Annotated in this window: 11 protein-coding genes and 1 pseudogene; 6 read left to right on the forward strand and 6 right to left on the reverse strand. The window is 49.4% G+C overall.

All coding sequences use genetic code 11. The features are described 5' to 3' along the window. Positions 1–55 precede the first annotated feature (55 nt). Positions 56–505 (reverse strand): AbrB/MazE/SpoVT family DNA-binding domain-containing protein, encoded by a 450-nt coding sequence (locus K7H94_RS23090; RefSeq protein WP_245001443.1) that lies wholly within the window; start codon positions 503–505, stop codon positions 56–58. Between the two features lie 49 nt (positions 506–554). Between K7H94_RS23090 and K7H94_RS22290 the strand changes: the two genes are divergently transcribed. Together K7H94_RS22290 and K7H94_RS22295 are read left to right on the forward strand one after the other, a co-directional pair. Then, on the forward strand, positions 555–1,856 hold the full coding sequence (locus tag K7H94_RS22290; RefSeq protein ID WP_222952507.1) for a hypothetical protein: 1,302 nt from the start codon (positions 555–557) through the stop codon (positions 1,854–1,856). Continuing rightward, positions 1,853–2,491 carry a LysE family translocator gene (locus K7H94_RS22295; protein WP_088516990.1) on the forward strand — a complete coding sequence of 213 codons (639 nt, stop codon included), beginning with the start codon at positions 1,853–1,855 and terminating at the stop codon, positions 2,489–2,491. The genes K7H94_RS22290 and K7H94_RS22295 overlap by 4 nt, the downstream gene beginning before the upstream one ends. On the opposite strand, the gene K7H94_RS22300 is transcribed toward K7H94_RS22295, so the two are convergent. Next, the gene (locus tag K7H94_RS22300; protein WP_059012900.1) at positions 2,462–3,280 is read right to left on the reverse strand and encodes a helix-turn-helix transcriptional regulator; all 819 of its coding nucleotides are present in this window, start codon (positions 3,278–3,280) and stop codon (positions 2,462–2,464) included. The genes K7H94_RS22295 and K7H94_RS22300 overlap by 30 nt on opposite strands. 992 nt (positions 3,281–4,272) lie before the next feature. Between K7H94_RS22300 and K7H94_RS22305 the strand changes: the two genes are divergently transcribed. The 4 genes from K7H94_RS22305 (at position 4,273) to K7H94_RS22320 (ending at position 10,022) form a co-directional block, all read left to right on the forward strand. Then, positions 4,273–5,481, forward strand: coding sequence for an AAA family ATPase (locus K7H94_RS22305; RefSeq protein WP_065647942.1), 1,209 nt, complete (start codon positions 4,273–4,275; stop codon positions 5,479–5,481). Continuing rightward, positions 5,478–6,452 (forward strand): ParB/RepB/Spo0J family partition protein, encoded by a 975-nt coding sequence (locus K7H94_RS22310; RefSeq protein WP_125311850.1) that lies wholly within the window; start codon positions 5,478–5,480, stop codon positions 6,450–6,452. The genes K7H94_RS22305 and K7H94_RS22310 overlap by 4 nt, the downstream gene beginning before the upstream one ends. A 1,271-nt stretch (positions 6,453–7,723) precedes the next feature. Continuing rightward, positions 7,724–8,752 carry a RepB family plasmid replication initiator protein gene (locus tag K7H94_RS22315; protein ID WP_222952508.1) on the forward strand — a complete coding sequence of 343 codons (1,029 nt, stop codon included), beginning with the start codon at positions 7,724–7,726 and terminating at the stop codon, positions 8,750–8,752. A 1,105-nt stretch (positions 8,753–9,857) separates the two neighbouring features. Then, entirely contained in the window at positions 9,858–10,022 is a 165-nt protein-coding gene (locus tag K7H94_RS22320) for a hypothetical protein (protein WP_222952509.1), read from the forward strand. A 529-nt stretch (positions 10,023–10,551) separates the two neighbouring features. Here K7H94_RS22320 and K7H94_RS23095 read toward each other — a convergent pair. From K7H94_RS23095 to K7H94_RS22340, 4 genes and pseudogenes are all read right to left on the reverse strand, one after another. After that, a pseudogene (locus K7H94_RS23095) lies at positions 10,552–10,920 on the reverse strand (HAD hydrolase family protein); the annotation flags it as partial. 88 nt (positions 10,921–11,008) lie between these two features. Next, on the reverse strand, positions 11,009–12,298 hold the full coding sequence (locus tag K7H94_RS22330) for an MFS transporter (RefSeq protein WP_222952510.1): 1,290 nt from the start codon (positions 12,296–12,298) through the stop codon (positions 11,009–11,011). Then, positions 12,295–12,789, reverse strand: a complete 495-nt coding sequence (locus K7H94_RS22335) for a NanQ anomerase/TabA/YiaL family protein (RefSeq protein ID WP_222952511.1) — start codon at positions 12,787–12,789, stop codon at positions 12,295–12,297. The genes K7H94_RS22330 and K7H94_RS22335 overlap by 4 nt, the downstream gene beginning before the upstream one ends. Before the next feature lie 75 nt (positions 12,790–12,864). Next, a complete protein-coding gene (locus K7H94_RS22340; protein ID WP_222952541.1) occupies positions 12,865–13,788 on the reverse strand; it encodes a dihydrodipicolinate synthase family protein in 924 nt (307 codons plus the stop codon). Positions 13,789–13,794: the final 6 nt, after the last annotated feature.

Below are 13,794 nucleotides of genomic sequence, written 5' to 3' on the forward strand. Positions count from 1 at the left end.
GTAAGCGTCAGGCCCCGGCCTGCTAAACACCATGTATGTCCTGCACGCAGAACCCTCAGATTGATTCTTTGCCCTGCGGCGCGTCATTAAGTCCGTCGTGACTTTCTTCGTTAAGATAGCTGAACTCACTCTGATCAATACCGGACAGCAGATGCGCCAGCGTTTTACGGCCGCGGGGCAGGCGCGAAGCAGGTGTCAGTGACACTATCTCACCCTCGACGGTGACGTTAAACCGTATGCCAGGTGTCCAGCCGGCCCGGTCAGCCACATCATTCGGAACCATGATGAATAAAATACCGTTCTGCTGACGTAATGTCAGGTCTGACATATTTCCTCCCCTTCTCATGTAAGAAAAAGCATTCGCCGCCGGACAGGCGATATCTGACTTCAATTTGAGGTTAATAAGGTCCATTCTCAGTAGTAACAAGACACTGTTATTGTCTGAATGCCTGCCCGTTAAATTGATCTGAGGATACAGCGCAATTCTTTCCAATACCGAAAACATGCGGACTGGTTAAGTGAGTGTCTCGTTAATCATTATGGAAGGGAATTTCATGTTTACGACCCCATTCTGGCCTGCTGCTGATTCATATCACATTCATATGATGAATATTCCTCTGCCAGACTCACTTTCTCCGGCTGTGCTGGATCTTATCCATCAGGCTACTCGGCTTGCCGATGCGGCAAATCATATCCATCCAGTTGCCACGCGAACCGGCACCACATTGCTTCAGTCCGTTGAAGAAAAGCTCAGCATTATCTGTTTTAAGCTCGCCCGGGAATTTACTGACCCGGACACCCGAAAAGCATTGCAACTGCGCGCTGATGTTCTTTCAGATCCCCTTACCGCAGGCGAACTGCTCCCGCAGATAGCCGGTCTTGATGAACAGGAGCTGGTGCAGGGTATTGGTTATATGTCGACATGGGTGGGAAAATCCAGGGCACAGCATTATTCCGCATGGTTTGGATTACCCAATCACGGACTGCAGGAAGTTTCCGATGTGGTGGACGAATTTTTTTCAGATAACCTGGCCTGGCTGCAGCGCCAAATTGATGAGCGGCTGATTGCCCTGCCCGGCTGCCGTTACAAAATCGTTGACCTGTTTGCGATTGCCGGCGAAGCCAACAGCTATCCAAAACACTTTGCTTATTTCTTCCCTGAAGACGAGGGCGTCAAGTACGCGCCTCAAAAACGCACCATCGTGTTTGCAAATACGTATATCAATCTGTTCGAACGTTTCGCCCGAACCCAGGCTTCTCTACTCGGCTGGCAACAGAATGTTATTCCGGAAAGCAGCATCTGTGCCCGTCACTTGATTGCGTGGTTCAGAGGTCACGATTTGGGACATTCCATTGTCATTGAAAAAATGAGGTTCGGCAGCCTGAGCAAGCAGGACCGGTGGGGATCCATGGTCATTCAGGAGGCGCTGGCTGACGTGTTTGGCCTTCTGATGTGCCTGACTGAGGATTCCCGTCAGGCATTGCAGTTGGATGAAACGCACCAGTTGAGAGTATTTATGCTGGAGATGCTTCGGTATCTGCGTCGTGGTCCCTGCGACTATCCCGATGCCGGTGCAGCGTATATTCAGCTTAAATGGCTGACGGAACATCAGTGCCTGTACTGGAATGGAACCCATTATGAAGTAGATGTTGCCAGGGTTAAACCTGCTTTAACCGCGCTGGCCAGTGCGATGACTCACTCTGTTCTTCAGGGCGATACAGGAAAAGCCGTGGAGTTCCTTCAACGTTATTCACCGCATCATCAGCGTGAAGAAGCTGCAATGCTGGTCAATCGGCTTGGCAAAACGGTCGACATGATTGAATACGACCAGAAGATTAAAGGTTTTATATTATGATCGAATTCTCAAACGGATTTTTGCTAAGTTTATCGCTGTGTCTCGATATCGGCATTGCCAATATCGCAATGATTACCCTTGCCATGCAGCGAGGGTATTTCCATGGATTCTGGCTGGGTATGGGTACCTGCGTCGGTGACCTAGCCTATGCATTACTGGCGCTAGCAGGAATGGCAGTACTGCTTCAGTATGAAGTGGTTCGCTGGGTGCTATGGATAGGCGGTGGAGCCCTGCTGTTATGGTTCGCCGGTAAAATGCTGGTGGCTGCATACCGAAAGGCAGCAGAACTTAATGTAAACGAATCTCATCAGGCTCGCCCGCTCCTGCGGGAGTTCGGGCGGGGTGTTGTGCTAGCCATGTCCTCGCCCACAGCCATCTTGTGGTTTGCCACCGTGGGCGGTGCGCTGATTTCCCGGATGGGCCATCATAGCCTGACTGGCACATCGTGGTTTCTGAGCGGGTTCTTTATTGCAGGTATGTTCTGGACATGCGTGCTTTGCCTTGTCGGGAGCTTCGGCGGCAGAATGCTTGGTCAGCGGCTGCTTAAATATTCCTACATCGCCTCGGCCCTTATCTTCAGCTATTTTGCGCTCTATGTCATTGTGTCAGGATACCGGGAATTTATGGTAGCCTGAACAGACCTGCGAAGCATAGTGATGGGGCGTCGTCCCCATTACTTTGCGAAAGGCATTAATGAAATGACTCTGATCGTAAAAACCCAGCATTATTGCTGCATCAAGTGGATGAACGTTTCTGCGAAGTAAGTCACGAGCATGATGCAGGCGAAGCTGCATGTGGTACTGCAGGGGCGGCATACCTGTATGCCGGGTAAAAAAACGCACAAGGTGATATTTACTCAGCCCCGCCATTTGCGCAAGCCTAGCAAGCTGGGGTTTTACGCTGAGATTTTCTCTCAGGTATTCAATCACAACGTTAATTCTTTGTTCATCATTGCCCTGCAGTAATGCCGGGCTCTCCAGTAGTTCGCCGCACAGCAACATCAGCTCCTGCTCTTCATTTGCCCCTTCACCTTCGCGCGCGGAAGCTGCAAACCGGTACAGCGCATTAAACAGCCGCCTATTTTCGATAATGCCTTCTCGTAGAACTGGCGCCTGGCTGTCGCTGCATATATTGTCCTCATCAGCCAGAAGCTTCATGACGCTTTGGGGCATGTGCACGCTGATAAAATCAACGGACTGACTGTCAAAACGCGACGCCTGAATGGTCCCCGGATTATATAAAGTCACCTGCCCACTTTTAACGTATGCGGTTTTACCTGCCAGCCAGATTTCCTCCACCCCCGTCAGGTTGGCGCTGATGACATATTCATCATGAAGATGTTTTGGGAAGCCAGCATTACAGGCACTGACGCGTGAGCATTCCACGCCATTGCGGCTGAACCACTCTGCAGACTGTAGCGACAAATTTACGGGCCTTATGCAGTGAAGGTGAATGATTATTAACGTTTACTAAACCACTCCCTGCCATTTTTTTCAACTGTCCGCAACAAAGCTATTAAGATGCCTGAACTTCTCTGAAGCTGACTGTCCTCCTTTCAGAGGATAGCTGAGTCGATATTATTACTTTCAATCTTTCTATCCCTTTGCCTGTATAAAAGAGGGCAGGGCGAAGCCCTACTTTCAGTGGTGCATTTGGCAAGTGACGGGTGAATTCAAAGGCGCTATTCCAAGGCCTTCTTCTGCAGCCTGACGGCAATCACTCTCTCCTTTACTGTGTGACACCCTGATTGCCATACGATTACAGACCCTGCTGTTCAGTCAGCGGCAACAGTGGCAGAGCGGTCGCCTCAGCGAGCCCCCCTTTAAATCTGTGTCTATGGATGCGTTCACGAATCTAACACTTGCAGATTATCTTCGCTGCGATTAATCAGGCCAGTACGATGGGTCAAGTCCCAAACAGCATTCCATTTCTTGTACGAATTCTACAAGCCCGGGTATGAATACAGGAATCAGAAACCTGTTGGCGGTGAATAAACGCCAGGCTAACTTTCACTGCCCATAATGCTTGCCCGTAGTGGCCTTAAAATCGCGAGTGTCACGCATCTGACAATCGCGTTAAAATCCTGATTAAACCATGAGTAGGCAGTAAATCGGCTGGGAATTTCACATTGAAATAAATAACTAAAAATATTATAAATCAGAAAGTTAACAATGAAATCCGCATGGGAATTTCATTATTATTTCAGGCTAATTTACGTCAGATCCAAGACAGGCAAAGGGCAGGGGGCTTGCGGCATTCCACCCGCTGCATGTCACCTGAGCCCCCTGTAAAAGCGGTATAAGAGACAATAAATCCACGCAACACTCAAGTACAACTTTTTGCTAAAAACAGAAAAATATTGTACAAAACATTCATAAGTGTACACTAGCTAAAATAATTGTCAGCGGAGCGGATGATGAAAAGTAACTACGGTGGAGTAGATGAAACTGCGCGCAGAGCGAATGCTATGTTGCGCAGCATGAGTGATGACATTATCGATAAGCGGCAGGAATTCGGTCTTGATCAGTTCTATCAGACATTCACGCGTAATGCCGTAGCCAATCTGCCTAAGCTCAGCCGCCGCGCTGTTGAGCAGGCCATTGAAGAAATGGAATCAAAAGGGCATGTATTTGGCAAAAAGGATGCCGGGAATGCGAAACATTACGCGCTGACTGTTCAGGACGTTGTTGATATCTACGCTCACCGGAAAGTGCCTAAATACCGTGACATCCATAAGGGCGAAGGCCCGTTTGTGATTTTCGTCGTGAACCTCAAGGGTGGGGTGTCCAAAACGGTCAGTACGGTGACGCTTGCTCATGGGTTACGCGTTCACCCTGACTTACTGCAATATGATTTGCGCAATCTGGTTATCGATCTGGATCCTCAGGCATCCAGCACCATGTTCCTTAACCAGGCTAACAGCATCGGGTCGATTGTCGAAACCGCCGCTCAGGCCATGCTTAATGATCTTGATGCGCAACAGCTCAGAGAACAAATCATTAAGCCAACCATTATTCCGGGTGTGGATATTATCCCGGCTTCTATTGATGATGGATTTGTGGCCAGCCAGTGGGATCGCCTGGTTCAGGAACATCTGCCCGGCGTGTTGCCTTCTGAAGTCCTGCGCCGAAACATTATCGACAGGGTGGGAAGCGACTATGATTTCATCTTTGTCGACACCGGTCCTCACCTTGACGCATTCATGCTTAATGCCATTGCTGCAAGCGATCTGCTTCTCACGCCAACGCCGCCCGCGCAAGTGGATTTCCACTCAACCCTGAAATATCTCACCCGCTTACCCGATATGCTGGAACAGCTGGAAGAGGAGGGGATTACACCGCGTATAAAAGGAAATATCGGCTTCATGTCTAAAATGACGTCGAAACGCGATCATGAGATGACGCATGGGCTGGCCCGGGACGTGTTTACGTCTTACATCCTAGATGCCACGCTTCCCCGACTGGATGGGTTTGAGCGCTGCGGAGAAACGTTCGACACCATTGTCAGTGCCGATCCACAGTCTTATCCGGGCAGTTCAGAAGCCCTTAAAAATGCCAAACGTGAAGCCGAACGCTTTACTCAGGCCGTGTTTAAACGGATTGAGTTTGTTAGAGGGATGCAATAATGAAAGAACTGAAGAAAATGGGACGTACCCTGGGTAACTCCAGCTTCAGCAAAATGCTGAGCGAAACGGAAAGTGCCCGCACTTTTACTCTTAAGTCCGCTGCCACAGCGCGGTTTACGCTAACGAAGATTCTGCATGATGACATCGAGACGCAGACTTACGTGGATGCCTCGATTAACGGCCGCGATCAGGCCTTTTTAACTGAAGAATCCGTCAGCGACATTTCACGCACCATTAAACTGCAGCAGTTCTTTCCGGCTATTGGCCGTGAGGTAGACGGGCGTATTGAAGTCCTAGACGGTTCACGCCGCAGGGCCGCATGCCTTTACAGCGGTATGCCATTTGAAGTGTTAGTGACGAAAGACGAGCTTTCACTTTCAGACGCCCGCCAGCTGGCCATCGACATTCAGACGGCAAAAGAGCACACACTGCGTGAATTGGGTAACCGCCTGAAACTAATGTACCCGGAGCATATGAATCAGTCTGACATTGCTGCAGCGGAGGGGCTGTCTCCGGCAAAAGTCACGCGTGCTTTCCAGGCGGCGTCGGTACCAGATGAAGTGATTGCGGTCTTTCCCTCCGTCAGCGAGCTCTCTATCAATGACTATAAGACCTTACTTGATATTGCAGAGAAAGCGGCAAGCAGGCAAATCAGTGTCCAGGAACTGGCAGAGGGCGTGCGTGAACGTATTGCGCATGATGCGCTCACTGAGCACGATGATCCGGCTGTTAAGGCGAAAATTATTGGCTATTTTCGCGCTGCCAGTGCAGAACCTAAGTCAGCACGTGATGCAAAAAAAGTGGTAACCGAAAAAATAGCGGAATTCAGCGATAAAAAGCAGTTTGCGCGGAAAAAAACGGACGCCGAAAAGCGCCTTGTGACGTATGAGTTTTCGCGTCTTCCTGCTGCCTGGCAGGCAGAGCTCGATGATGCTGTGAAAGCCGTTATTGAAAAGATGCTCGCAAAATAATTTTCAATCCAGCGAGAAAAAAAGGGGAGTCACTCCAGTGAGTATCTCCCCTTTCTATTAGATACCCACCAAAAAACCTCTCTAACCTGCTGTTATTTCTAGCCAATCTGGAAAAATTTCAACCTGAAATTCCCATCCCAGAAATCATGTTTCTGCACGGTCTGGCGTTAACAGCCGAGTTAACTACCTCAATCGGCCTAGCCCCTTAATAATCAACATTCAGGATATAGAGAATTATCGATCAAACATGCAGTGGTGATTGCGGGACTCACAATGACCACTTTGAGGGCGTCACACCCATAAGACACAATATGGTCTGTTAACTGGAACCACTGTTCCTTGTCCACGGCTTGACCGATAGGAGAAGGGATATTTGTGGTGTCTCAGCGTACAATTTGATGGCAAATCTTCTGCGATCGTTGTGATGACCGCGCTGATAACGTTGCTTTCTACATCTTATTGGCATGTACAAAAAGTATACTTAAAAGCCTAACAAAATAAAAAATATTATTCATTAACAGACATTTAGAAGCAGAAAGCAAAACTTTTTTTTCACATACCATTTTGTAGACCTTAACAACTGGGATTTTACATCTGAGCATAATTTTTGTTCCTCTTACGATCAAATTACTGCTGAGCGATCGTTTAAGAGAGAAAGTCTGATTAACCGTTACTGTGCGCAAAATAGCAGTCAGAAAATTTCAGAGGTGTCCCTCATGACTTTTCTTTTCAAAGAGTGAGGGTGATAACCCATAGCACTTCAAGGCTTTCATATGTACATAAAAACAGTCTGGTTAAAAGCGGCCTACAGTGACGGTTAATCTGCAGCAGGATCGGCTGTAAATGACCCGTTGATGATTGCGCGGGTTTACCTGTTAAGCAGGGGGGACATGATAGTTATCCACTTATCCACGCGATAGATCCCAATAAATTGATCCTAATGAGATCCTTTATAGATCCCAAAGAGATCCCCGATCGCCGCAGCCCGCGCCAGCTCTAGCCTGAAGGGGGTCCGCATAAGCTATAGCAAGTAAAATATAAGCTATACAGAGATCACAATAAGCTATAGAAAGTAAAATATAAGCTGTAATTAGGAAAACACATAAGCTATAGTGAGTTTACCGCTCATTTTCCCGTTTTGATTGTGGATAACTAATCTGATTGTCTGTCAGAGGTTTACTTCGATCATTGGCGAGTTGTTATCTAACAATTCACAATCTGGATCGGTTGATCATGCTCATCGATCCTCTGAAACGTGTGCAGGAACGCTTGTGGCCAGCGACAATCTTGACTTAACAAAGCTTTTTGAAGAAAAAGACACGAAATCCGGGGAAATCGTAACCCTGACGCCGAATGCCAATAATACTGTGCAGCCGGTGGCTCTGATGCGCCTGGGCGTATTTGTACCTACGCTTAAGTCGTTAAAAAACAGCAAGAAAAACACCTCTTCAACAACTGATGCGACCGAGGAGTTGACGCGCCTGTCTCTTGCAAAAGCGGAAGGTTATGAAAAGGTTGAGATAGTCGGCCCACGCCTAGATATGGATAACGATTTCAAGACCTGGGTCGGGATCATCCATTCCTTTGCAAAGCACAAAGATAAGGTAATTGGCGACAAGGTACAGCTCTCATTTGTAGAGTTTGCCAAGCTCTGCGGCATCCCCTCAAGCCGCTCCTCAAAGCAGCTCAGAGAGCGTATCAGCCCGTCTCTGAAGCGTATTGCCAGCACCACCATCTCTTTCTCTTCAAAAAGCGGCGACGACGCAAAAGAATACATCACACATCTGGTTCAGTCTGCTTTTTACGATACCAAAAAAGACATTGTTATTCTGCAGGCTGACCCGAAGCTTTTCGAGCTCTATGAGTTTGATCACAAGGTGTTACTGCAGCTCAAGGCGATCAACGCGCTTAAACGCCGTGAGTCCGCTCAGGCACTCTATACCTACATTGAAAGCCTTCCCAAAAACCCGGCCCCTATCTCCCTGGCGCGGCTTCGCGAAAGGCTGAATCTGCGCTCTCCTGTGTTTTCGCAAAACCAGACAGTGCGCCGTGCGATGGAGCAGCTTAAAGAGATTGGTTATCTGGACTATAGCGAAGTTCAGAAGGGACGCAGCGTCTACTTCCAGGTCCATAATCGCTATCCAAAGCTCAGAGCGCCCAAGACGGAGCAGCTGGAAGCACCGAAGGCAACAACGAAAACAAAAGAGTCGCTCGATCCGCAACTGCAGGAAAAGATTGAACTTCTTGATAAGCTCGGTATTTCACTTCAGGATCTGGAAAAGATTTTTAAGTCTCAGTAACACATACGCTGTGATGAGTTGTTTTCTTCTCCGGAGAGCAAAGAATCAATGAGGCTGTAAGTACAGCCTTTTACTAACTGGCTGAATTTTATCAATTTTTGGAAAAAATTTACTCACTACAGCTTAGGTTTAGGCCGTAAAAGACGCCTTTTTACTCCTTATAGCTTATATCTATGCGCTGAGGAGTCGAGGTTGCTCACTATAGTTTATATACCCCCTTCCTCTGAAGGTCATCACTCACTACAGTTTATAAAAAACGCATATTACCGTTTTTTCACTCACTATAGCTTATGTAGTGATAACGAGCAGCTGATTACTCACTACAGCTTATGACTGACAAGTCAGAGTCTTTCTTATTTTATTTTATCTTTCTGATTTTAAATGAATTATATGTCATGCCGGCTTCACAGCTACAAAATAGCAGAACTTACATCACTCCCTATAGCTTACATCAACTCACTATAGCTTATGTTTAAACCTGAACTGCCACTCCTTATAGTTTATATAAACTATAAGGAGTGAGTGTAGGCATACTGACCCTTCACAGGTAGACGCACCATGTAAGGTTGTCACGCGCAAGTCACCCGCAGCCGCCATAAAACGCCTCGCTCAGGCGAGCGTGCGCAACTAACTTACTTTTATTCCCACTTTCAAATACGCAGAAATGCACTACGGCATTATCGGTAAGTAAGAGGCATCCCGTCACGATAGCTGGTTAACGCCTTCTGCAACCCTTTGATGCCCTACTGACGCTTGGGACATGCGGCGGTAAAAGCCACAACAGCAATCACAGCGGCACTTTCCACAGCCTGCACACCGATCGGTCCGGCGATTGATAGTTATGCGATTGCTGCCAGACGCCTGCCTTCTCTGAACTTTATCCTACATAGATGCGCGGCAACGGTGCCGGATTTTGCGCCAGCTTCGGGCGTGGTTCTGGCATCCCTGATGCCATAGCTGGTGGGTTTCGCCTCAATTTTGCATTGGCATTATTGCCTTGTTCTGCCTGACGAATGTGACCGGCGTAGATCTAAAGTTCTGAACCAGGTTGAGTAATGGAAAGCGCTGAGAAACCTAGCGGGGGCTTGCGATCGCCGGCACGCTGGTGGCCAATTTCATCCTCACTGAGGCCCGTGCGACGGTTACGCTCAGTGAAATCCGTAGCTATCAGAACAATGACGATCACGCGTCGCTGGGTTCTCGTTTCACGATGTGGAAGACGGGGCTGCTGGCGCTTGAACTCTACCGGCAAGTCGGCAAGCACCACTGAACCCTTGCGGGTTTCGGCCGATAGCGGTTTCGGGCTGATGTCTGAGGTCAACGAATGAGGATGGCGCAGCCGGCAGGTTTACCGCAGTATTGAAACAGAATACATACTTTCTCACCGGACCGATCGTCCGCGAGCATGGCCTGTTCTGCCGAACGCTCATCCAGCCAGATGTCGACGTATTTTTTTCATTACGGCCGCCACCGGTTTAACAAAGGCTTTTGAGGTTTTTCCTGCAGGGATATGCAGGTAGCACAAAGTTCCTGCCCGGATGACGCTGCCGTCCTCCTTCACAATATCGTCTGCCTGCGGCGCGATACATCCGGTAATCAGCCGGAGCTGTTAGCTCTTCCTCAGCCCCGCATGAGTCCAGAGGACGGCCATCGCCTGAAGCATAGCGAGGGGGGGAATGTATTTCATTCAGCCGGTCTTCCTGACGCAGATTCAGGCTGGCCAAGATAAGCTTCAGCCTGACCGGATCGTTAATAACCCGGAGGTTGACGCCCCGTGGGAATAGCGGAGTGTCCAGTGTGGAAAGATGACGGGCAGGACTGAAGCGAAGGAAAGATTTATCGAATGCCTGATAATGCACGCCGAGGTCACGCGCCAGCTGTTCCTGGTAGAAGATGTCATCGAAGCTTAAAGTCTTTTCGCTACGACGTCGTCGTTATCCGGACTGTGCACCAGCGCGCCGTTATTGATAATGCAATATTGGCCGGGCTGCTGCATATCAGGTTCCATCAGATAGCGCTCGACACCCACGAACGGACGACCGGTCGCCAACACAATGGACACCCTTATCACGCGCTCGGCTAATCGCTGATTTCACTGCCGCTATGATCTCATGCTGTGGGTTGAGCAGTGTGCCGTCCATATCGATAGCAATCAATTTTATCGCCATAACATCCTCGGTTAAGTCAGAGTTTGTTTAATGCCAGCCCGATTCAGCTCACATTGACCATTTAATCGACAGAGGACGGCATCTTCAGTTATTTCACGGCAAGTGGCTTACGCACAAACAAGCCATAGCTCAATGCGCCCAGCATCAGCAAACCCGCCCCCAGCAAGAACACATTAGTAAATTTGCCGGTGGTATCAAGTATAATGCCGGTGACAATGGGTGCCATTGCGGCACCAAGAAAGCCGCCAAAGTTTTGAATCGCACCCAGAGAGGCGACCTGAGATTTTGGTGCGATATCGCTAGCCAATGTCCAGAGTGCGCCCTGTGGCATCTGTGAGCAAAAGTAACCCATGGCCAGCAAGCCAATCGCCAGTGGCGTGCTATCTACAAACGGAATGGGTGCCACGAAGCACGCAGCTAAGGCAGCGCCGGTTACAATCGGAACCTTGCGTGCGGTAATCGCTCTTACGCCGCGACGCACCAGGCGATCGGACAACATGCCACCAACCAGCACGCCCAGGATACCCGCGAAGAAAGGAATTGAGGCGAGCCAGCCTGTCGCTTTGAGGCTGAAACCAAGCGATTTTTCCAGGTAACCTGGCAGCCAGGTGAGATAGACCCAAATGGTAAACATGATGGAGAAGTTACCGATCACCATAAACCACGTGGTGCTATGGCGGAACAGTGCGCCCCAACTGGCCTGCGCTTTTTCTTCCGGTGCAGCCACACCTTGATGGCCCGCATGCAATAGCGCATCTTCACGCGCATTCGGATCGCGATAGAACTTCCACCATGCCAACAGCAAAGGAATGCCCATTAAACCAATGGCGACAAACATACCCCGCCAGCCCAAGGTTAGCAGCAACATGGTCAGAATCGGTGGGGCAATCGCATTGGCAATTTGTGATCCTGTATTGATGACCGCGGTGGGTAAACCACGCTCTTCATCACCAAACCAACGATGAGTAATCTTGATTCCCGAGGTGAAAAACGGCGATTCGGCGATGCCCAACATCATACGCAAGCCATAGAAAAAGCTGTAACTGTTCACAAATGCCGCCAGCACGGTAAACGTGGACCATAATCCTAGCGCCCAAGAGAACATTTTCCTTGGGCCAAACTTATCGACTAGCCAACCAGCAGGCAGGTTCGCCAGCGCGTAGGGCCAGAGAAACGCGGAGAGCAATAAACCCATTTCGGTTTGTGAGAAGCCGAATTCAGCGGCAATTGTGGTGTTAGCGATGCTGAGGTTGGCGCGGTCAAGATAGTTAACCACAGCCGCCAGCAGCAAAAGGAGCACAATGCCCCAGCGCAGTTTGCCCACTACCGTTGTCGGCGCGAGAGTAGCGTCAGATATCGTATGCGAGGAGGGTTTCATGATACCTCCTGCGGGGCGGCGAACAAGTCGAGATGAATTTTAATCACCGCTTTACGAATGCGCTGCAAGTCTGGCGCTGCACAGCATGGGCGATGCACATCGTGAGGGAAAAACAGCGCAAATTGACCGGGCGTAAGCGTAATCATCGATTCATCAATGGTGTCCTTATAAAACACCACATCACGCTCACTGCGCAGATCTTCAGTAATGAGATGTTGTGGATGGGCACGCGCCACACCGATGTTTTCACGTCCTTCCAGTAAATATTGGATATCAACATAGTTAAAGTGCGATTCCGCGCGACGATCGCTCGCCGGTTCGGTCTCCATTTCCTGCACCAGACAGAACATTTGATTATTGGGGAGTAAATCGTATTTTCCTGCCTCCAGTTGGCTAAAATCGGTATCCGCAATCCAGCGAATGGCCTGGTCAACTATGGGATGAAAAGCGTGGCGCTCTCGCGGCCAGTCCAGTCGATCGCATACAATCATGATGTTTTCCCGTATCGTTATCGTTAGTGGGTGTTCAGGTACAGTGGGAGGATAAGCATCCTCCCTGCAGAGGCTTTATTTGGTTACACGTGGCTGCCACAGCGCGCTGCCATCCCGGATTTGATCGAGTAGTACGCCCAATCCCCAGAATTTTTCCAGCACGTTGTCTTTATTCACACGGCAGTGCTCAGAGGCAAACGTGCCGAGGCGCTGATGATAAATTTTGGCGTTTTTCGGATAGCCAAGAGTTTCCGTCACGGCGCTTAATGACAGGAACAGTGACAGTTCATGGGCTTTCTCCGGTTGCTGTACCCCGTGGTGATACAACCAGTGATACAGACCCGGATGGAAATTAGTGAAGACACCGCTGAACCCTTTGGAACCCGCCTGCATCGCTGGCCAGGCAATGGCTGCATTAGCATTGATCACCGCCAACGGAGTGCCTTCTGCCAGCTTGACGCGACGCTCCACTGTGGGCAGATCGCAGCTCACATCTTTCAGCACCGCGAAACGACCACTGTTGGCGCAGAAGCTGAATTCTTCATCAGTTAACAGACGACGATAAGGTGCAGGGCACTCGTAAAGTCCCAACGGCAGGTCGGCAGGTAACGCTACCAGCAGCGCATTGAGATGGGTAAAGAAGGCTTCACTGCCTTGATTTTTCGGATCGAGATGATTGGTAACCAGCACCAACGCGTCGATGCCCGTTTTGGCCATGGCTTCCAGCTCGGTGATTTGCGCGGTCAAGTCATCGCTGATGTGGCCAGATGCAATCACTGGTACACGCCCCTGCACCTTATCCACCACGAAGCGCGCCAGATCAACACGCTCGTCCAGACTGAGATATTGCATCTCGCTTGACTGGCAGACGGCGAATAGTGCATCGACACCTTCTTGCAAATACCAGTCAATCAATTTCTCCAGTCCGGGGTAATCAATCTGGTTATCAGCAGTAAACGGGGTCAGCATGACCGGAACAATTCCTTCAATCTTTTTCATCATCTC

Origin of the sequence: Pantoea dispersa, from assembly GCF_019890955.1 — a bacterium.
Lineage (GTDB): Bacteria > Pseudomonadota > Gammaproteobacteria > Enterobacterales > Enterobacteriaceae > Pantoea > Pantoea dispersa.